Consider the following 20,150-nt stretch of genomic DNA (forward strand, 5'->3'; position numbering starts at 1 on the left):
TTCACCACCGTTAACGCCGGCTGCACGCCGGGCTCATCAGGAAATACCGAACAGCCGCGTCGCCCGAGCGACGCTGCATTTGGCATTTCTCGTGAGCCCGGCGTGCAGCCGCGCGTTCATCGGCCCGCTGGTGCGGTGATTGGTGCTGGCGATAGGGTCAGCAGCGAGAGCGCAGCGGGTCGCTTCTTCCCGCTCAACAAGCGGCTTTTGTCATGCGCAGCGAAGGCCCGTGGTGCTGGTGTGAACTCAGGGCCTCTTCTTTGGTGACTTTCTTCTGGCCCCGCAGAAGAAAGTTACCCGGCCGCCGGGACGGACTCCCGGCAATGCAACGAGCAGACACACGCTACGCAAAAGCAACCTATCAGAACTCAACAACCGACCGAATCGACTCCCCCCGCCGCATCAACTCAAACCCTTCATTGATGCGCTCCAACGGCAACTTGTGCGTGATCAGCTCATCGATCCGCACCTTGCCATCCATATACCAATCGACGATCTTCGGCACATCGGTGCGGCCGCGGGCACCGCCAAACGCCGACCCTTCCCACTTGCGCCCCGTCACCAGCTGGAACGGCCTTGTCGCAATCTCCGCCCCAGCCGGCGCCACGCCAATGATGATGCTGCGCCCCCAGCCCTTGTGGGTGCATTCCAGCGCCTGGCGCATCAGTTGCACATTGCCGACGCACTCGAACGAGTAGTCGGCGCCGCCATCGGTCAGCTGCACCAGGTGGTCGACGACATTCGGCACGTCCTTGGGATTCACGAAGTCGGTCATGCCGAACTGCCGCGCCATCGCTTCGCGCGCCGGGTTGATGTCCACACCGATGATCTTGTTCGCGCCCACCATCTTGGCGCCCTGGATGACGTTGAGCCCAATGCCGCCCAGGCCGAACACCACCACATTGGCCCCAGCCTCCACCTTGGCCGTGAACAGCACGGCGCCCACGCCCGTCGTCACGCCGCAGCCGATGTAGCAGACCTTGTCGAAGGGCGCGTCGGGCCGGATCTTGGCCAGCGCGATGCCGGGCACGACGATGTGATTGGCGAAGGTGCTGGTGCCCATGTAGTGGAAGATGGGCTCGCCGTTCAGCGAGAAGCGCGAGGTGCCGTTGGGCATCAGCCCCTTGCCCTGGGTCGAGCGGATCGCCTGGCAGAGATTGGTCTTGCGGCTCAGGCAGAACTTGCACTCCCGGCATTCCGGCGTGTACAGGGGAATGACATGGTCGCCTGCCTTCAGCCAGGGCACCTTGCTCTCGAGCACGACGCCCGCGCCCTCGTGGCCCAGCACGGCCGGGAACAGGCCTTCGGGGTCGGCCCCCGACAGCGTGAAGTCATCGGTGTGGCAGATGCCGGTGGCCTTGACCTCCACCAGCACCTCACCGTCTTTCGGCCCTTCCAGATCCAGGGTCTCGATGGTCAGCGGCTGGCCGGCCTTCCAGGCAACGGCGGCTCGGGTCTGGATGCTCATGAGGCTTCTCCTGCAGAGGGTTGAAGTTGATTCAGTGCGGCGACGAGTTCGCGCGCTTCATGGCGGCACAGGCGCAAGCGCCTCAGCAGCCAGGGTGTCAGGTCCTGCTGGCCCAGATGTTCGGGCCAGGCGCCGGCATCGCCATCGGGAATCTCGGCCGGGTCGGTGCCCGTGGCGGGCTCGCCCTTGAGGATGTCGACACAGGCGGTGCGCGCCAGCGGCATGGCAGTCTCGGCCTTGGCCGCATCCAGCTTCGCGCTGCGGCGCTGCACCTGGTGCTGCACGGCGCCCAGCAGGGCCATCAGGCGGTAGCCATGGCTCAGGGCCGATTCGATCTCGGCCTCGGGCAGGCGCACGCTCTCGGGCTCGACACGGGTGCGTTGTGCGGCGGCCGCGAGGGCCGCCAGCGCGCTGTAAGCCTGCTGGCGCGACAGGCGCTGGGCCAGCTGGGCGTCGGCGCTGGGCTGCCACTGCAGCATGTTGCCGGCGTGGCGTGCCAGCGCACCGCGCAGCTGCGCGCCCAGCCGCGGCGTGGCGGCGCGCTCCCACGAAGGCAGCACGAAGCTGAACAGCCAGGCCAGGCCGGCGCCGATGAAGGTGTCGGCCAGACGCTCGACGACGAAGGGTGAGCTGCCAGGGGCCAGCATCAGCGGCTGCAGCAGGGCCATCAGCGTCGCGGCGGTTGCGGCGACGCGGTAGCGGCGGTTCACATAGGCGTGGGCCGTGCCTACCGCGGCGATGAAGCACAGGCTCAGCAGCGGCGTCCAGTGCACATGGGCCAGCAACAGCACCAGCAGGCAGCCCTGTACGGTGCCGATGATGCGTTCGTTGCGGCGCGACAGCGTCTGTTCGAGGTTGCCGCGCAGCACGACGGCGACGCTGAGCATCAGCCAGAAGGGATGGGCCGCCCAGGGCAGCAGGGCTCCCAGCCAGTAGGCCAGCGACAGGGCCAGGGCCGAGCGCAGCGCATGGCGCATGACGCCGGACTGCAGGTTCAGGTGGGGCTTGAGGGCCGCCAGCGGCCAGCCCTCGGGCGACACGAAAGGCGCCAGGCGCTCGGGCGTCCAGGGGCTGTCGGGATCGTCTGCCGCGGCCTGCCGGGCCACCATGGCGCTGACGTCGTCCAGCATGTGGCCGACGCGTGACTGCAGCGCCGCCACGAGATGGTTGCGCGAGTCGCCGGCCGGCGCGCTGACATCGGCCAGGCGGGCCGCGAGCTGCTGGCGCCAGGCCTCGGCCGAAACCTCGGGCAAGGGCGCGCCGTTGGCCACCGTGTTGGCGAGGGCGGCGAGCACGTCGGCCAGATGGCGCAAGGTGTCAGCCAGCGCGGCCCGCCACTGGCGGCCCGGGAAGTCCTGGCCCAGCAGCTCGGTGTCGAGGCGGCTGGCCAGCAGCAGGTCGCGCAGCTCGATGAGGCCGAGCACGAGGTCGGTCTGGCGGCGGCTGCGCGGCGAGCGGCGCGCGGCAAAGACCTGGTCTCGAGCGGCCTGCAGGGCATCGGCGAGCACGACATCGTCGGCAATGGAGGCGCGGATGCGGGCCTCGGCTCCGCCCACCGCGCCGGCAATGCGCTCGGCCCGCGAGCGCAGCCGCTTCTCGGTGGCGCGCAGGGCCGTGGCCAGAGCCAGCTGGCGCAGGCGGTGGCGCAGCACGACGGCGCTCATGCGCGCCCAGCCCGCGTAGACGCAGCCGCCCAGGCCCACCCACAGCGCGTGCTCCAGCGGCGAGGTGGCGCCGGCGGTGCGGTCCCAGGCCATGGCGAACACCATGGCCAGCACCGGTGCAAAAGACAGCGGTCCGGCACGCAGACCCCAGGCCAGGGCCATCAGCGACAGGAAAGTGACGATGGCGATCAACCCGACCGTCAGCGCGAGCGAGCCATCGGTCCAGCCCACCAGCGCCGTGACCAGGGCCGCGGCAAAGGCGGCCGGCAGCACGCGCGGCAACACACGCTGCGGCGGGTTGGGCAGGTCCGTCAGGCTGGCGCAGACGGCCCCACCGACGGCCGCCAGCCCGGCCGTCTCGCCGAACAGCGCGCCGACGACGAGATGGGTGGCCGCGACGCCCAGCGCCACGCTGAGCCCGTTGAGGTGGGCGGCTTCGAGGCGCTTGAGAAAAGACTTCACTTGAGCAGCAGCTCCATGACGCGGCGCTCGCTGGCCGGCAGCTCATGCACCGAGAACCAGCCCGACTTCTCGGGCCGGTAGACGTATTGCGGCGGCGCGTTGCCGGCGATGCGCTGCTTCAGCGGCGCAAGCGCCGCCGACGCCGCATCACCCTGGCCTTGGGCCTGCAATGCCGCGGCTTTCACGATGACGGCCAGATCGCTCCAGGGACCGAGCTTCAGGGCCTGGTCGGCGTCACGGCTCGCCGCCGCGGCGTCGCCATCGACCAGGGCCAGCCAGCCCTTCAGTGCCAGCGTGTCGGGGTCGTTGGGATCGAGGATCAGCGCCTCCTTGATCTGCGCTCGCGCCGCGTCGGCGCGGCCCGCGCGCAGCAGGTCCAGCGCGTAGTCGCGGCGCAGCGGCACGAGGCCGGTGCGCAGGCGCAGCACGGCCTCGTATTGCTGGAAGGCCTCGTCCCATTGGCTGTTCAAGGCCAGCGTGGCGGCGCGACCCCACAGCGCCTCGGGCTGGTCGCCCTGGTAGGCCAGCACGGCCTGGTAGGCGGCTTGCGCCTTCGCGACATCCCCGAGGCGGCGGTGGTAGTCGGCCAGGGCCAGATCGACGCGGAAGCGGTCCTCGCCCTTCAGCGCATCGACGTCGCGCGCCAGGCCGGGCAGCACTTCGCTGGCCAGCGGACGGCCGCCATGCCAGAGAGCGTCGGCCACACCGGCGCGCAGCGCGCCACTGTGCGGATGGGCGGCCAGCGCACGCGTGGCCAGTTCGCCCACAGCGGCGCCATCTCCCTCGATGGCCAGGGCATTGAGCTGGGCCGTCAGCGCGCGCTCGTCGGTCGGCGCGAGCTTCAGCGCACGGGCGAACAGCGGCCTGGCCTCGGCCAGCTTGCCGTCCTCCAGCTTCTGGTTGCCGGCATTGACCAGGGCCACGGGCAGGCTGGCGCTGGTGTCGCGCTGGGCGTAGAAGCGCAGGATGGCGGCGCGCAGGGCCGGGTCCATGGCGATGAGGCGTTCGCGCACGATCTCGCGGCCGTCGTAGGCGTCGCGCCGGGGCGAGGCCTCGGCATTGGCGCCTTCGGCAAAGTACTCCCAGACCGAGCCGCCGGCATAGCGCGACAAAAAACCGTTGCGGGTCTTGGCCTCGCGCGCCTTGGCCTGCTGGTACAGGGTCTCGATGCCGCGCGCCTGGTCGGCCGTCAGCACGCCGTGGACCTGGTGGGTCAGCTCGTGCAGCACGGTGTTGTAGCGGTCGAAGATGCTGCGTTCGACGTCCTCGATGCCGGTCACGGTGAAGTGTCCGCCCATGCCGCGCACGTCGTCCCAGAGCCGCGAGTCGTAGTCGATGCGGGCATCCTTCAGCGCATGGGCCTGGGGTGTCTCGGACAGGCGCATCCACATCGGCTTGATGAAGTGGGTGGCGCCGCCCTCCACCAGCACGGGGATGAAGGCCTTCCAGGGTGCGACGGACAGGGCCACGCGCTTCTGGTGGCGCGGCGACAGGGCCTTCCAGTTCAGCACATAGCGCTCGATGCCGGGCACCCGGGGCATGGGCAAGGCGGCAAAGCGCCGCTCGTAGTCGGCCCGGTGCACGTCGATCAGGAAGCGCTGCGACTCCAGCGCCCGGGCCGCGATGGCATGGGCGCGGCCGAGTTGAGGGCAGCGTTGCAGCACCGCGAGGCTGATCTGCACGGCGGCGTCGAAGTCGCCCTTCTCGAAGGCATCGGAGGCGCGCCTCACCTCCGCCAGCAGCGGCGGGAACGCGTCGCCGAGGCGGGCGGCGAGCTGGCTGTAGTTCTCGCGCACATAGCCATTGCCGAGCAGGTAGTGGGCGGCTTCGTGATGGCGGTTCAGCGCGACGGCGCCCTCGGCGGCGGCAATCGCATCCTCGGTGCGGCCGAGGCGGATCAGCGTGTCGGCCAGGGCGGCGAGGCCATCGGCCGTGCGTTCCGCGGCCAAGCCCTGCTCCAGCTTCTGCAGCGACGCGTCGAACTCGCGCAGCTGATAGTGGCGTTGGCCGAGGCCGCGCAGGGCTTGCGCCTTGTCGACCGGGCGCGTGGCCTTTTCCAGGGCGCGCTCGAAGCAGGCCTTGGCGCGCTCGAAGTCGCGCCGGTCCAGGGCCAGGCGGCCGGCGGCCAGCAGGTCGATGGCCTCGGCCTTGACATCCGTCAGCGCGCCGCGCGTGCGGCGATCGATGGCCGCGCCATCGTCGCGGGCGAACAGCCATTGGTAGATGACATCGCGCTCGGCCGCATCGGGCTGCCTGGCACGCAGCAGCGCATCGAGATCGGTGCGCGCCGCGGCGTATTGCTGCTCGGTCAGCAGCGCCTGCAGTCGGGTCGTGTCGGTCGCCGCCTGCGCGGCATTCAGGGTCAGGCAGACGGCCAGCGAGAGGGCCAGTTGGCGCCAGGGCATTCAGGCAGCTCCATTTTGTGGAGCGCCGATGCTAATCGTCCGACGAGAAGCCGGAAGCCTTGACCACCGGTCCCCAGTAATCCCGCTCGGCCGACAGGCGTTTGGCGTAGTCGGCCGGCGCCAGACTCAGCGGCTCGAAGCCCAGCTTGCCCAGGGCCTCGATGACACCGGGTTCGCGCACGGCATTGCGGGCGACGTCGGCCAGCTTGTCGACCACGGACTGCGGCGTCTTGGCCGGCACGAAGAGGCCATAGCTCTCCACGCCGACGATGCCCTTGAAGCCCTGCTCCTCGAAGGTCGGCACGTCCGGCGCAAAGCGCGAGCGCGTCTTGTCGGTCACGCCGAGCAGGCGCACACGGCCCGAGGCGAGGTGCGGCAGAAAGTCGCCGATGGAGAAGCAGCCCGAGGCGATCTGGCCGCCCATCAGGTCCTGCATGCCGGGCGCGGCGCCACGGTAGGGCGCGTGGGTCAGCTTCAGGCCGGCCGCATGCTCGAACTGGTTGCCGAGGAAATGGGGCATGGCCCCGGCGGCCGGCGAGGCATAGGCCGCCTTGTCGGGGTTGGCCTTGAACCAGTCGGCCAGCTGGGCCAGGGTCTTGACCGTGGTCGGCACCATGGGGCCGACACCAAAGCCGCAGGTGGACAGGGCCAGCGGCGCGACGGGAATGACGTCGGTCGCCGGGTTGTAGGCCAGCTTGCGGTAGGCGTGCGGGTAGATGGTGAACATCGACGACGGGCTGATCAGCAGCGTCTGGCCGTCGGGCGCGGCGTCCTTCAGCCCGGCGATGGCGATGCGGCCGCCGGCGCCGACCTTCTGCTCGACCAGCACCGTCTCGGCCAGCTTGCCGCGGCCGAATTCGGCGAAGCGGCGGGCCGTGGTGTCCACCGAGCCGCCGGCCGGGAAGCCGACCAGGATGCGCGGCGGCTGGCCCTGGGCGCGGGCCGCAAACGGTACAGCCGCAAGCGCGGCGAGGAGGTGGCGTCGGTCCATCATGGTTTGAGTCTCCTGGGCTTGTTGTCGGGGTCGGTGGTCTGTGCGGTGGCCACCCAGGCCAGGCGCTCCAGCCCGGCCTTGAGTGCGATGCCGGCGTCGCCGAGGGCGGCGACCAGGGCGCGATCGTGTCCGGCGACGGCGGCCTCCAGCTTGACGAGGCGGCGCTTGCCGGCGGGCGTCAGGTAAAGGCCCCAGGCACGGGCGTCGTCCGGCGCGTCGCGGCGCTCGGCCCAGCCCTGGGCGGTCAGCCAGTCGGTCAGGCGCAAGGCGCCGCTGCGGTGCAGGCCCATGGCCTGGCCCAGCAAGCCCTGGCGCAGGCCGGGGTTGCGGGCGATCAGCACCAGGGCGGCAAAGCGTTGCGGGCTGACGTCCCACTCGGCCGTGGCCCGGTAGAAGTCCAGATACAGCGCGTTCTGCGCACGGCGCAGCGCATAGCCCAGCAGGCCCTCCAGCGGACCGTAGTCCACGCCGGGCACGGGCAGCATCAGGCCTTCGGGCGTGATGTCGCTTTGGCTGTCGGTCTTGGTCACAAGGTCAGCTTAGTTTTTGTTGCATAGAGCAACCATCTCGCTTACCCTGAAACCATGAAGATCCTCATCGCGGGTGGCGGCATCGGCGGGCTGACGGCAGCACTGGCCCTGCAGGCGCGCGGCCACGAGGTGACCGTGCTGGAGTCGGTTCGAGAGCCCAAGCCGCTGGGCGTCGGCATCAATCTGCTGCCCCATGCGGTGGGCGTGCTGGACGGACTGGGCCTGCTGCCGGCCCTGCGCGAGATGGCCGTCGAGACCTCGGCCCTGGTCTTTGCCAACAAGCATGGCCAGGCCATCCATCGCGACCCGCGCGGCCTGGCGGGCGGCTACAGCCATCCGCAGTTCAGCATCCACCGCGGTGAGCTGCAGATGCGGTTGTGGCGCGAGGCGAGCGCCAAGGTGACTGTGCTGAGCGGCCAGCGCGTGGTCGGCGTGCGCGATGGCAACGTCGCCCTCATCGAAGCGGCCGACGGCCCGCGCGAACAGGCCGCCGACCTCATCGTCGGCGCCGACGGCATCCATTCGGCCCTGCGCAAGCGCCTGGCGCCTGACGAAGGCCCGCCCCGCTGGCGCGGCGTCATGATGTGGCGCGGCACCTCGTGGGCGCCACCCTTCCTCGACGGCAAGACCATGGTGCAGGCCGGCCACAGCCAGGCCAAGTTCGTCGTCTATCCGATTGGCGCGCCACGCGCCGACGGGCTGCAGCTCATCAACTGGATTGCCGACCGTCGCGTGCATGAAGCCACGCCCGGCCTGACCGCGCCCGACCGCGCCGACTGGAGCCGGGCCGGCAGGCTGGGCGACCTGCTGCCCACCTTCGGCGGCTGGCATTTCGACTGGCTGGATGTGCCCGCGCTGATCACCCGCGCCGAGCAGATGCTGGAATGGCCCATGGTGGACCGCGACCCGCTGCCGCGCTGGCAATTGGGCCCCACCACGCTGCTGGGCGATGCGGCGCATCCCATGTATCCCATCGGCAGCAACGGCGCGACCCAGGCCATCATGGACGCCCGGGCCCTGGCCGACGCGCTGACGAATCACGCCGATCTCGGCACGGCCTTGGCCGCGTTCGAGGACGAGCGCCGGCCGCTGTGTGCCCGCATCGTCGAAATGAACCGCCGCGAGGGGCTGGACGCCATCCTGGACCGCGTCGAGGCGCTGGCGCCGGAGGGCTTCACGCGGCTGGAAGACGTGATCGACCCCGCCGAGGTCGCCACAGAGATCAACCGCTACAAGGCCGCCGCCGGTCACCGCGTCCGCACGACTTGATCCAGCCCTGGCCCGCGACGATCATCGCGGCCCATGCCCCAACTCAAGCTCGGCCGCTCCGTTCCCCCGCATGACCGCTACCCCGTCGCCTGGTACCAACCGGGCGTGCTGTGGACGGCCGCCCAGCAGGTGCTGTCGTCGCTGGACCAGTTGCGCAACCGCGATGGCCGCGAGAGCCAGTCCCTGCCCCTCGTCGTCATCGACCGCAGCCAGCCTGAGGCCGACGGCGAGTTCTGGTTCGACTTCATCGCCGACACCGGCGATGGCGGCAATGCGAGCTATGCGGTGGCAAGCGCGGCGCTCGCGCCCGAGCTGAAGCTCGAAGGCGAGGCCTTGCAGACACTCCCAAGAGGCCAACTGCTGCTCTTCGGCGGCGACCTCGCCTACCCGGCCGCCAGCACCGAGGACTACCGCTATCGCTTCGTCGAGATGTTCGAGGCCGTCCGCAACGACTTCGCCGACACCATGGTGCGCGGCCGGCGCCTGACACTGGCGGCCGTACCGCAGAACCACGACTGGATGGACTCGGCCTCCACCTTCAGCCGCTACTTCGTGCGCGGCTACGACTCGGCACCGCTGCTGGGCGCCGACATCCCGCAGCGCCAGTCCTATTTCTGCGTCAGGCTGCCCGGCGGCTGGTGGGTGCTGGCCCTGGACTTCGCGCTGACCCACGACATCGACCGCGACCAGTACGAGCAGTTCGAAACCCTGGCCATCGGCGGCCATGGCAAGCCGGCCGCGATCGGCCCCGAAGACAAGGTCATCCTGATCTATCCCGAGCCCTACTGGACCCGGCCCATCGGCGACGGTGCCGACGAGAGCCACCCCAAGCGCTACCAGCGCCTGGAGGGCCTGCTGCGCGGCCGCATCCGGCTGCGGCTGGCCGGCGACCTGCATCACTACATGCGCTGGGACTCCGAGGATCTGGCGCGCGATGGCCGCCTGGTCACCTGCGGCTGCGGCGGCGCCTTCACCCACCCGACCCACACCAAGACGACGACGCGACCCGTGCGCCTGCAGGCCTTCGACACCGAGGACTGCATCCCGCCCGAGCCGCGCAGCGAGACGCCGGCGCTGAAGGTCGGGCTGACGGGCCGGCGCGCCAAGGGCCAGCGCTTCGAACGCCAGGAGGCCACCGTCTACCCGGCCGCCCAGGCATCGCGAGGTCGCGCCTGGCACAACCTCTTCGCCTTCCTGCCGCGGCTGCACGGCGGCAATGGCAACTTCGGTTTCGCGCTGCTGCTGGGCGCGCTGTACTGGTTCAACGCCTACCTGAACTCCAGCCCCTTCTCCTGGTCGTTCAAGGCCGATGGTTTCCAGCCGCTGTGGGCCTATGCGCCGGGCGAATACCTGGACGTGCTGGCCCTGTGGCTCAAGGCCATGGTGTTCAGCCCGCTCGGCTTTCTGATCAATGGGCTGATGGCCTTCGCCTGCATGGCCATGGGCCGCGAGGCCGTGGACGAGCTGTCGCCCGACGAGAGCGCGGCCTCGCGCTGGGCCGTCACCTGGGGCATGGGCGCCGTGCACGCCCTCGTCCACGTCGTGGCCGTGTTCAGCCTGGAGTTCTTCATGCACCAGGCCGTCAGCCTGTGGGGCGGCCTGGGCAACCGCGACCAGTCACTGCCGCTGATCCTGCATTCGCTGCTGGTGGGCACGGGCGTCTTCATCGGCGGCGCCGTGCTGGGCTCGGCGCTGTTCGGCGGCTACCTCGCCCTGATGTGCCGGCTGGGCCTGCTGACCAACAACGCCTACTCGGCCCTGGACGGGCAGGACCACAAGGGATTCCTGCGTTTTCGCGTGGCACCGGACGGCGGGCTGATGGCCTGGTTCATCGCCATCGACCGCGTGCCAAGGCGCTGGCGGCGCTCATCGACGCCGGGGCCGGTCTGGCGCAATGACGATGCCGCGGCGACGGCGCCGCGGGTGCATGACCGGTTCAGGCTTTGATCCTGGCGACAGCACGCAAGCGCCCCACCTATTTGCAAATGAAGCAGATAGAGGACAGGAGTCCGTACAACAGCAAGCCGCCCAAACACAAAAGCGCAAGCACGGCGGCCATGCAGCCGCTGCTCTGTGATGGCTCGGAAGCAACCGGCGCTGTGCCATCCGCGAGTCTTCCCATTTCGACGGCCGTCAGGCAGCGCGGGCACCGCTGGTTCTTTTCTGTGATCAGCAATTGATGACCGCAGGTCGGACAGACCGACGGTTCTGCCTCGGGCGCGGTCACGATCGAATCGTCACCAACTTAGCGCAGCATCTCCGCCGCAATCAGCCTGACCGGCGCATTGCCATAGCTCAGGAACTGCTCGTGGAAAGCCTTCAGGTTGAAGCCCGCACCTGACTTGGCCTTCAGCGCTTCCCGCAGCGCAAAGATCTCGCTGTAGCCGCTGAAATAGCTGGTCAGCTGCACCGACGTCAGCTGCACGCGGCGCCATTTTTCCTTGGCTTCGCGTTCGGTCTGGAAGGCCTGGCGCGTCAGCAGGTCCACGGCATCGGCTTCGTTCATGCCGAGCACGTGCACGCTGTAGTCCAGCACGGTGTTGGTGACCGAGCGCAGATGCCATTTGCCCCACATCAGCGTCATCTCGGGCGAGGCGCCGTAGCCGCTCTCGATCATCATGCGCTCGCCGTAGACAGCCCAGCCCTCGACCATGGCGCCGTTGCCGAACAGGGCCTTGACCTTGCTCGGTGCGCGGTTGGCATGCACGAGCTGGGTGTAGTGGCCCGGGATGGCCTCGTGGATGTTGAGGATCTGCAGGATCCAGTGGTTGTATTCGCGCAGGCTGCTCTCGGCCTGCTCGGGCGTCAGGTCGTCCAGCGGCGTGACGTTGTAGTAGGTGCGGTCCTGCGGCCGGTAGGCGCCGGGCGCCTCGATGCTGGCACCCGCCACGCCGCGCTGGTATTCGGGCGTCTCGCGCACGGCCAGGGGCTTGCTGGCGTCTTGGCTCAACAGGTCGTGATCGCGCACCCAGGCTTCGAGCTGCGGAATCTGGGCACGGATCTCGTCGACGAAGCGTTCGCGCGCCACATGCCTTTCGCTGAGCTTGGCGATGACGCGGCCGATCAGCGCGAAGCGGTCGGCGGGCGGGGCCTCGCTGCCGATGACCGTCGGCCACAGCGCGGCGGCCTGGGTCTGCATGCTGGCCAGCACCTCCTCGCGGCGCGCCTGGGCCAGCTCATAGGTTTCCTTGGCCGTGCGGGCCGACTGGATGTCATGGCCGAACTTGGGCTCGTAGAGCTCGGCGCCGAGGCGGAAGCTGCGACGCGCCGTGGGCAGCAGGCCCTTCAGATGGGCCACATAGGTTTCGACGGCAGCGCGCGCCGCGGCCAGCGCCGGTCTGAAGGCGGATGCCTGGCCGGCCTCGGCCGCGCGCTTGGCAATGTCGTCCAGCACGCCGATGACGCCCGGTGCCTGCTGGATGGCCAGCTCGGTGTGCTCGCGCGTGACGCCGTCCAGGCTGAGGCGCGCGGCGCGGTAGAACGCCGGCAGGGCCGCGATGCGCGGCTTCAGGGCCTGCAGGCGCTGCGGTAGCGCGGCGTAGTCGGTGTTGAGCAGCAGGTCCAGCGGCGCCGCCGGGTTGTGCTCGGCCGGGTTCCACGACCACTCGCGCAGCGTATCGAGCCGCCAGAGATCGCTCTGCAGCTTGGCGATGAGCATGGTGCGGTCCATGCGCTGGCTGGTGCTCAGCGCCGCCTCGGGCTGGCGCTCGAACTCGGCCTGCCACTGCTTCAGGAAGCCCCGCATGCGCTCGCGCTGCGCATTGCTCGGCAGCGTGACTTGCGATGCGAACTCGAAGCGGCCGGCGGCGATGGCGGCATCGGGGTCCTGGCGCCACAGCGCCTCGAGGAATTTCTCGGTCAGCTTGCCGAAGCCGGCGTCCTGGGCGAAGGCCGGCAGTGCGAAGGCGCTGAGGCCAAGGGCGGCGAATTCTCTACGTTTCATGCCAGGGACTCTTCCAGTGCATCGATGAACATCTTGGCGACGTCGAACCCGCTCTGATCCGTGATCTCCTGGAAGCAGGTCGGGCTGGTCACATTGATTTCCGTGACGTTCTCGCCGATGACGTCCAGGCCCACCAACAGCAGGCCGCGCGCGGCGAGGATGGGGCCGAGGTATTCGGCGATCTCACGGTCCCGCGCGGTCAGAGGGCGGGCCACGCCCTTGCCGCCGGCCGCCAGGTTGCCGCGCACTTCACCACCCTGCGGGATGCGCGCCAGGCAGTGGGGCACCGGCTTGCCGCCGATGATGAGGATGCGCTTGTCGCCCTCGGCGATGGCCGGGATGAAGCGCTGCACCATGACGGTCTGGGTGCCGTCCTTGTTCAGCGTCTCGATGATGCTGCCGAGGTTGAGCCCGTCGTCCTTGACGCGGAAGATGCCCATGCCGCCCATGCCGTCCAGCGGCTTGAGGATGATGTCGCGCTGCTCGGCGTGGAAGGCGCGGATCTCGGCCGGGTCACGCGTGACCAGGGTCGGCGAAATGAACTGCGGAAACTCGAGGATGGCGAGTTTCTCGGGATGTTCGCGCAGCGCACTGGCACGGTTGAAGACCTTGGCGCCCTCGCGCTCGGCCTGGCTGAGCAGGTGGGTGGCGTAGAAGAACTCGCTGTCAAACGGCGGGTCCTTGCGCATCAGCACGGCGTCGACATCGGCCAGGGCCACATCGGTCGTGGCTTCGACCCTGAACCAGTCGTGAGCGTCACCGGTCAGCGTGATGTGTTGGGCGCCGCGCGCCGTCACGCGGCCGCCGCGCAGCCAGACGAGCTGGCCGACTTCGCAGGCGATGAGGCTGTGGCCGCGCCGAGCGGCCTCACGCATCATCGCGAAGGTGGAGTCCTTGTAGGTCTTGAAGGTGTCGAGAGGGTCGGCAACGAAAAGCAGCTTCATGGGTCGGGCCTGTCAGATCAGCGCCGGCCAGTGTTGCACAGCGCGGCCCTCAGACCTTCAGGTAGGGGCTCAGCGCGGCCTGGGCGGCCTCGGCGATGCGGCGCCAGTGCTCGCGCCGCTGGCGTGCGCGGGCGCGGTGCCTGGCCTTGAGCTGCTCCAGCGGCGCCACGGCCGCGGGCACCGGCATCTCGAAGCCATGCGGCCCCAGGGGCTGCCCGCCGAAGCTGAGCCAGAAGTCGTCATAGGAGCGCTTGAAGCCGGCGGCATGGCAGGGCTCGTAGGCGATCTGGCAGGCATCGCGCACGCCGACGATGCGCGGCTGCTGCAGCGCCGTGGCCAGGCCGCTGAGGGCCGCCAGGGCGAAATAGGCCGGCGAGTTCTGTGGAAAGTCGGTCCGAAAGCGCGCCAGGCCAGGTGCATCGGAATGCAGGGACTGGTTGCGCGTGGCGAACAGCACCGGGCCCTGACCGGCATCTGCGCCGAAATGGGTCGCATCCACCCAGGCAAAGGACAGCTCGTGCAGGGTCTCGCCGCTGCCCAGCAGCACCAGGCTGAGCGGCCCTTCATGGCGGGTGGCGGCGTTGGCACGCAGCCGGATCTCCACGCCCATCTCGTGCTGCCACAGCCTCAGGCCTTCGCCATGCAGCAGGGGCAGCAGCGCGGGCGCGAAATGCGCCTGCTCGAACCGGAAATGTTCGAGCACGCAGGCGATGCGCTGCGCGGTCTCGAAGCCGCTCGACAGGAAGTGCCGGTGGCTGATGAAGAAGAAGGCATCCGCACGCGGCTGGACGTCCATCAGGGCGGCAAAGGCGGGGATGGCCAGCAGTTCGGCCAGTTGCTCACGCTCGCCCAGCATGCGGCCGGCGCCCAGCAGCACGCGCAGGCCATCGGCCGGCCCTTCCACACGGGTCTGCTGCCAGGCATGGCCGGCAATGCGGCCCAGCAGTTGCAGTCCACTGGGCGGCGGGAGGCTGGAGCAGTCGTCTGACGCGGTGGAAGGATTCAAGGCGCTCCCGGATCGGCCGGTGGTCTCGGGCAATGCGCCGACCCACCTCGGATCGACAGCTTCGCGCAAGATTATCGACAGATCGAGGTCATGAAAGCGGTGCCACACCCTTGAACGCGGGTCGGGATGTCCCGCAGCGTGACGTTATGCCCGCGCTCAGGGAGACCGCGGCGCCCCGCGCCGCCAGCTCGCCACCACGGTAGCGATACCGCCGGCGACGACGCCCCAGAAGGCCGCACCGACGCCGAAAAGACTGATGCCGGACAGGCAGACCAGAAAGGTCAGGATGGCCGCATCCCGATGAGCCTCGTCCTTCAGCGACGTGGCCAGAGCGCCGGCAATGGTGCCCAGCAGGGCCAGGCCGGCAATGGCCGCGACGAGTTCGCGCGGAAAGGCCGCCAGCAGCATGGCGACGGCGCCGCCCGCCAGACCGACGAGGACATAGAACAGGCCCGCGGCGATGGAGGCCGTGTAGCGGCGCGCCGGGTCTTCATGCGCCTCACGGCCCATGCAGATGGCGGCCGTGATGGCGGCCAGGTTGAAGGCATAGCCGCCGAAGGGCGCCAGCAACGTCGTCGCCGCGCCGGTCACGGCGATGGAGGCCGATACCGGTGTCTGGTAGCCGCTGGCGCGCTGGGCCGCTACGCCGGGCAGGTTCTGCGAAGCCATGGTGACGATGAAGAGCGGCAGGGCCACGCCAATGGCGGCATGCCAGTTGAAGGCCGGCGCCGTCCAGACCGGCAGCACGAAGATCTGGTGGGTGTCGATGCCGAGGAAGCTCAACCGCCCCTGGGCCAAGGCCACGGCGACGCCGACGATGAGGACGCCCGGCACGGCATAGCGCGGCCACAGGCGCCGCCCCAGCAGATAGGCGCCCGCCATGGCCAGCACCATCTCGGGTGCTGTCTTGGCGCTGGTCACCGCGTCGAGGCCGAAACGGGCCAGCACGCCGGCCAGCAGGGCCGAGGCGATGGCCACGGGGATGCGATCCATCAGCTTCTCGAACCAGCCGCTGGCGCCGGACCAGGCGATCAACAGGCCGCAGATGATGAAGGCGCCGATGGCCTCGGGCATCTCGACGCCCGAGGTCGAGGCCAGCAGGGCCGCGCCGGGCGTGGACCAGGCCGTCAGGATGGGCTGTCGCGTCCACAGGCTCAAGGCCAGGCTGGTGAGGCCCATGCCCAGGCCCAGGGCCCACAGCCAGGAGGCCGTCTGGGCCTGCGTGGCACCGAGGGCGACCGTGGCCTGGAAGATGATGGCCACCGAGCTGGTGTAGCCCACCAGCACGGCGACGAAGCCCGCAACAACAGTGGACGGCGAAAAATCTTGCAGCAAACGGCGCATGCAGCCAGCATAGCCGCCACCTCAATGATGGAAGTGCACACGGATGTGCCGGTTCCTGGCCTACTCGGGCGACGCGATCTATCTGGAAGACCTGGTCTGCAAGCCGCGCCATTCGCTGGTGCGCCAGAGCCTGCAGGCCGAACAGGCCAAGTCGGTGACCAATGGCGACGGCTTCGGCATCGGCTGGTATGGCGAGCGCGACACGCCGGGCGTCTACCGCGAGGTGATGCCGGCCTGGAGCGACGAGAACCTGCTGGCCCTGTGCGCCAATGTGCGCTCCCACCTCTTCATGGCCCATGTGCGGGCGGCCACCGGCGGCGGCGTGTCGCGGCTGAACTGCCACCCCTTCCACCTCGGCCGCTATCTCTTCATCCACAACGGCCAGATCGGCGACTTCCCGCGCCTGCGCCGCGGCATGGAGGCCCAGCTGTCCGACGAGCTCTACGACCTGCGCCGCGGTGCGACGGATTCGGAGCTGCTCTTCCTCCTCATCATGGGCCGCGTGAAGGCCGGTGCGACGGTCGAGGCGGCGACGCGCCAGGTGCTGCTGGACACGGTAGACGAGATGGAGGTGCGCGGCATCACCACGCCGCTGCGCTTCTCGGCGGCCCTGGCCGACGGCGAACAGCTCTGGGCCGTGCGCTGGGCCAGCGACGACAAGCCGCCCAGCCTCTACTTGAAGCCCCAGCCGGGCGGCTGGGCGATTGCTTCTGAACCCTTGGGTGACGACGCCGAGGCCTGGCAGCCGCTGGCCAAGGGCGAGCTCGTGCATGTGCATGACGGGCGCATCGAGCGGCGCCTGTTCTGCGGCGGCTAGCGTTTGAGCAAAAGCAGCAGCAAACCGCCCGCCGCCAGCACGGCCACGCCGATGAGGGCTCCTGCTTTCACATAGACCAGGCTGGCCCACAGCAGATAGCAGCTGCAGGCGCTGAACAGCAGCGGCAGCCAGGGGTAGAGGGGCACACGGAAGGGCCGCGGCGCCTCGGGCTCGCGTCGTCTCAGCACGATCAGCGCGCCGCCGCTGAGCACCAGGAAGGCCCAGTAGACCGGCGACAGATAGTCCACCATGGTCGAGAAGCCGCCGCGCGTGGCGTCGCCCAGGGCGACCAGCAGCAGGGCCACCAAGGCCGTTGCGACGACGGCGGCGCTGGGCGTGCCGCGGCGCGCGTTCCAGTGAGCCAGCCGCCATTCCGAAGCGAGGTCGCGCGCGGCCGCGTAGGTGGTGCGCGGGCCGGCGATGAGGATGGCGTTCATGACCGACAGGGCCGTCAGCGTCACCACGCCCACCATCAGCAGCTCGGCGCCGCGCCCGAAAGCGACGCGCATCAGTTCGGCCGCCGGCGCCTCGCTGCGGGCCAGGCCGGGCAGGCCCAGCACACGCACATAAGCCCAGTTGGCGAGCAGATAGAGGGCCATGACAACGCCCAGTCCCAGCAACAGCGCGCGGACGATGCCGCGCTTGTCGTCGCGCATCTCGGCCGACAGCGTGGCTGCGTCGCTCCAGCCGCCATAGGCCAGGAAGACGAAGACCATGGCCGTGCCCCAATCGGCCGTTGTCGTTGCGGCGCCTTGCGTGGCGGGCGGGTGTCCAGTGACGTGTTGAGCGCCGGCCGCGAGGCCGAGCAACAGCAGGCCCACGATCACCAGCGTCGTCAGGCCCAGCTGCGTGCCCAGGCCCACGCGCACACCGAGCAGGTTCAACCCCGTCAGGCCCACGATCAGCGCCGCGGCCAGCAGCGCACTCGCATGCGTGCCCAGCCAGGGGCTGAGGTCCACGACCTGCGACAGATAGTCGCCAAAGACGAAGCCGAGCAGGGCCATCGACCCGGTGTGGATGACGGCGAAGCGCGACCAGGCGAACAGAAAGCCCAGGCGCCGGCCATAGGCGCGGCTCAGGAAGTGATAGTCGCCGCCGGCATCGGGGAAGGCTGCGGCCAGCTCGGCAAAGCACAGCGCGCCGACAAAGGACAGCAGACCGCCCAGGGCCCAGGCCAGGTAGAGCTGGCCGGCCTCGGGCAGGGACTGCGCCACCATGGGCGAGGTCTTGAAGATGCCGGCGCCAACGACCATGCCGACGCACAGGGCGGCGGCGTGCCGGGCACCCAGGCGGCGCTCCGGCGTGGCCAGATTCAAATCTCGACCTTGCTACCGAGTTCGACGATGCGGTTGGTCGGCAGGTGCAGGAAGTCGGCCGCCGCGGCCGCATTGCGGTGCATGCTGGCGAACAGCTTCTCGCGCCACAGGGCCATGCCCGAGCCGATGGTCGGGATGACGATGTCGCGGCTCAGGAAGTAGCTGGTCTCCATGTCGTCCAGCTGCACGCCGTGCTTCTTCAGCAGGGCCAGGGCCTCGGGCACATCAGGCTCGTTCTTGAAGCCGAAGTGCAGGGCCACCTGCCAGCAGCAATGGCCCAGGGCCTCGACCTCGCAGCGCTTCTCGAAGCCAACCCACGGCACCTCATGGTGCTTGACGGTGACGAAGACGTTCTGCTCGTGCAGCACCTTGTTGTGCTTGAGGTTGTGCAGCAGCGCGTTGGGCGTGGAGCCCTTCTCCGACGACAGGAAGACCGCCGTGCCGGCGACGCGGGTCGGCGGGTTGATGAAGACGGCCTCGAGGAAGGTGTCGAGCTCGATGGCGTCCTCGCGCAGCTTGTCGGACAGCTGCTTGCGGCCCTGCTTCCAGGTCAGCATCAGCGTGAACATGCCGATGCCGATCAGCAGCGGGAACCAGCCGCCGGCCGCGATCTTCAGCAGGTTGGAGGCCAGGAAAGTCACGTCGATGAGGAAGAAGATGCCGGTGGCTGCGATGCACAGGGCCAGCGGGTACTTCCAGCCGTAGCGGATGACGAAGAAGGTCATCACCGTCGTGATCGTCATGTCGATGGTGACGGCCACGCCGTAGGCCCCGGCCAGCTTGGTGGACGAGCCGAAGAAGACGACGGCGACGACGACCAGGGCGAACAGGCCCCAGTTGATGAAAGGCACGTAGATCTGGCCGGTGTCGCGCACGCTCGTGTGCAGCACGCGCAGCCGCGGCAGGATGCCGAGCTGGATGGCCTGCTTGGTGACCGAGAAGGCCGCCGTGATCAGGGCCTGCGACGCGACGATGGCGGCCGCGGTGGCGAGCAGGAACAGCGGGATCTCGGCCCAGCCCGGTGCGAGCAGGAAGAAGGGGTTCTGCACGCCGGCCGGGTTGTCCAGCAGCATGGCGCCCTGGCCGAAGTAGTTGATGACCAGGGCCGGCATGACGACGCCATACCAGGCGATGCGGATGGGCTTCTTGCCGAAGTGGCCGAGGTCGGCGTACAGCGCCTCGCCGCCGGTCACGACCAGCACGACGGCGCCCAGCGCCACGAAGGCGACCCAGCGGTATTCCAGGCAAAACTTCAGCGCATACAGCGGGTTGACGGCCGCCAGCACATGCGGGTTGTCGAAGATATGCGGCAGGCCCAGGGCCGTCAGCACGGCGAACCAGGTCAGCATGACCGGCCCGAAGGCCTTGCCGATGCCGCCGGTGCCGAAGCGCTGCACGGCGAACAGGCCCACCATGACGATCAGCGTGATCGGCAGGATGGCGTCGTGGAATTGCGGCTCGTAGACATCGATGCCCTCGACGGCGCCCAGCACCGTCATGGCCGGCGTGATGACGGCGTCGCCGAAGAAGATGGCGGTGCCGAACAGGCCCACCAGCAGCAGGGTGCGGCGCAGCGGCGGCTTGTCGTTCACGGCATTGGTGGCCAGGGCCAGCATGGCGATGAGGCCGCCTTCGCCGTTGTTGTCCGCGCGCAGGATGAGCAGCACGTACTTGACGGAAACGACGATGGTCAGTGTCCAGAACAGCAGGGACAGCACACCGAGGATGTTGTCCGGCGTGGTGGCGACATGGCCACCATGGAAGACTTCCTTGAGGGCGTACAGCGGGCTGGTGCCGATGTCGCCATAGACCACTCCGAGAGCCCCGAGGGTCAGACCCGCCATCGCCGAGGGGCTGCGGGCCGCATGAGAAGAACTCACTTCACGAAGGCCAGCGGCTTGGGCTGGCGTTTGTTCGAAAGTGGGGATTCTGCGCCCGGTTTTGGGGTTTTGTGCAGTGCAACAAAAACCACACAAGCCCGGCTTGAC

General features: G+C 69.2%; 14 protein-coding genes. 3 read left to right on the top strand and 11 right to left on the bottom strand.

The genetic code is table 11. The features are described from left to right. Positions 1-361: 361 nt before the first annotated feature. The 5 genes from ACS5PN_RS09510 to ACS5PN_RS09530 are packed head-to-tail and all read right to left on the bottom strand — an operon-like array spanning position 362 to position 7,523. Complete coding sequence (locus tag ACS5PN_RS09510; RefSeq protein WP_439465550.1) at positions 362-1,462, bottom strand: S-(hydroxymethyl)glutathione dehydrogenase/class III alcohol dehydrogenase; 1,101 nt, start codon at positions 1,460-1,462, stop codon at positions 362-364. Positions 1,463-1,464: 2 nt separating this feature from the next. After that, entirely contained in the window at positions 1,465-3,594 is a 2,130-nt protein-coding gene (locus ACS5PN_RS09515; RefSeq protein WP_439463714.1) for an FUSC family protein, read from the bottom strand. Further along, a complete protein-coding gene (locus tag ACS5PN_RS09520; RefSeq protein WP_439463715.1) occupies positions 3,591-5,999 on the bottom strand; it encodes a tetratricopeptide repeat protein in 2,409 nt (802 codons plus the stop codon). Before ACS5PN_RS09520 ends, ACS5PN_RS09515 begins: the two co-directional genes overlap by 4 nt. A gap of 31 nt (positions 6,000-6,030) precedes the next feature. Further along, positions 6,031-6,993 (bottom strand): Bug family tripartite tricarboxylate transporter substrate binding protein, encoded by a 963-nt coding sequence (locus ACS5PN_RS09525; protein ID WP_439463716.1) that lies wholly within the window; start codon positions 6,991-6,993, stop codon positions 6,031-6,033. Continuing rightward, on the bottom strand, positions 6,990-7,523 hold the full coding sequence (locus tag ACS5PN_RS09530; RefSeq protein WP_439463717.1) for a MarR family winged helix-turn-helix transcriptional regulator: 534 nt from the start codon (positions 7,521-7,523) through the stop codon (positions 6,990-6,992). Before ACS5PN_RS09530 ends, ACS5PN_RS09525 begins: the two co-directional genes overlap by 4 nt. Before the next feature lie 54 nt (positions 7,524-7,577). Between ACS5PN_RS09530 and ACS5PN_RS09535 the strand changes: the two genes are divergently transcribed. Both ACS5PN_RS09535 and ACS5PN_RS09540 read left to right on the top strand, forming a co-directional pair. Next, complete coding sequence (locus ACS5PN_RS09535; RefSeq protein ID WP_439463718.1) at positions 7,578-8,792, top strand: flavin-dependent oxidoreductase; 1,215 nt, start codon at positions 7,578-7,580, stop codon at positions 8,790-8,792. A 33-nt stretch (positions 8,793-8,825) separates the two neighbouring features. Continuing rightward, positions 8,826-10,739, top strand: coding sequence for a hypothetical protein (locus ACS5PN_RS09540; RefSeq protein WP_439463719.1), 1,914 nt, complete (start codon positions 8,826-8,828; stop codon positions 10,737-10,739). Between the two features lie 298 nt (positions 10,740-11,037). Here ACS5PN_RS09540 and ACS5PN_RS09545 read toward each other — a convergent pair whose 3' ends face one another. The 4 genes from ACS5PN_RS09545 to ACS5PN_RS09560 form a co-directional block, all read right to left on the bottom strand. Further along, the gene (locus tag ACS5PN_RS09545) at positions 11,038-12,735 is read right to left on the bottom strand and encodes a DUF885 domain-containing protein (protein ID WP_439463720.1); all 1,698 of its coding nucleotides are present in this window, start codon (positions 12,733-12,735) and stop codon (positions 11,038-11,040) included. After that, a complete protein-coding gene (gene gshB, locus ACS5PN_RS09550; protein ID WP_439463721.1) occupies positions 12,732-13,679 on the bottom strand; it encodes a glutathione synthase in 948 nt (315 codons plus the stop codon). The genes ACS5PN_RS09545 and gshB overlap by 4 nt, the downstream gene beginning before the upstream one ends. 49 nt (positions 13,680-13,728) lie before the next feature. Further along, positions 13,729-14,685: a DUF535 family protein gene (locus tag ACS5PN_RS09555; RefSeq protein WP_439463722.1), complete on the bottom strand. Its 957-nt coding sequence runs from the start codon at positions 14,683-14,685 to the stop codon at positions 13,729-13,731. A 156-nt stretch (positions 14,686-14,841) separates the two neighbouring features. Continuing rightward, positions 14,842-16,029 carry a benzoate/H(+) symporter BenE family transporter gene (locus ACS5PN_RS09560; RefSeq protein ID WP_439463723.1) on the bottom strand — a complete coding sequence of 396 codons (1,188 nt, stop codon included), beginning with the start codon at positions 16,027-16,029 and terminating at the stop codon, positions 14,842-14,844. A 43-nt stretch (positions 16,030-16,072) separates the two neighbouring features. Here ACS5PN_RS09560 and ACS5PN_RS09565 point away from each other — a divergent pair, with 43 nt between their 5' ends. After that, positions 16,073-16,846, top strand: coding sequence for a class II glutamine amidotransferase (locus ACS5PN_RS09565; RefSeq protein WP_439463724.1), 774 nt, complete (start codon positions 16,073-16,075; stop codon positions 16,844-16,846). Here ACS5PN_RS09565 and ACS5PN_RS09570 read toward each other — a convergent pair. Next, on the bottom strand, positions 16,843-18,162 hold the full coding sequence (locus ACS5PN_RS09570) for an APC family permease (RefSeq protein WP_439463725.1): 1,320 nt from the start codon (positions 18,160-18,162) through the stop codon (positions 16,843-16,845). The two genes, ACS5PN_RS09565 and ACS5PN_RS09570, sit on opposite strands and share 4 nt — an antisense overlap. Then, positions 18,159-20,006 carry a potassium transporter Kup gene (locus ACS5PN_RS09575; RefSeq protein WP_439465551.1) on the bottom strand — a complete coding sequence of 616 codons (1,848 nt, stop codon included), beginning with the start codon at positions 20,004-20,006 and terminating at the stop codon, positions 18,159-18,161. The genes ACS5PN_RS09570 and ACS5PN_RS09575 overlap by 4 nt, the downstream gene beginning before the upstream one ends. Positions 20,007-20,150: the final 144 nt, after the last annotated feature.

This window comes from Roseateles sp. NT4 (assembly GCF_051857475.1).
Taxonomy (GTDB): domain Bacteria; phylum Pseudomonadota; class Gammaproteobacteria; order Burkholderiales; family Burkholderiaceae_C; genus Pelomonas.

Coding starts and splice junctions, on each gene's coding strand:
- ACS5PN_RS09520 (WP_439463715.1), bottom strand. CDS start 5,999: ATGCCCTGGCGCCAACTGGCCCTCTCGCTGGCCGTCTGCCTGACCCTG.
- gshB (WP_439463721.1), bottom strand. CDS start 13,679: ATGAAGCTGCTTTTCGTTGCCGACCCTCTCGACACCTTCAAGACCTAC.
- ACS5PN_RS09565 (WP_439463724.1), top strand. CDS start 16,073: ATGTGCCGGTTCCTGGCCTACTCGGGCGACGCGATCTATCTGGAAGAC.
- ACS5PN_RS09545 (WP_439463720.1), bottom strand. CDS start 12,735: ATGAAACGTAGAGAATTCGCCGCCCTTGGCCTCAGCGCCTTCGCACTG.
- ACS5PN_RS09535 (WP_439463718.1), top strand. CDS start 7,578: ATGAAGATCCTCATCGCGGGTGGCGGCATCGGCGGGCTGACGGCAGCA.
- ACS5PN_RS09560 (WP_439463723.1), bottom strand. CDS start 16,029: ATGCGCCGTTTGCTGCAAGATTTTTCGCCGTCCACTGTTGTTGCGGGC.
- ACS5PN_RS09540 (WP_439463719.1), top strand. CDS start 8,826: ATGCCCCAACTCAAGCTCGGCCGCTCCGTTCCCCCGCATGACCGCTAC.
- ACS5PN_RS09525 (WP_439463716.1), bottom strand. CDS start 6,993: ATGATGGACCGACGCCACCTCCTCGCCGCGCTTGCGGCTGTACCGTTT.
- ACS5PN_RS09575 (WP_439465551.1), bottom strand. CDS start 20,006: ATGGCGGGTCTGACCCTCGGGGCTCTCGGAGTGGTCTATGGCGACATC.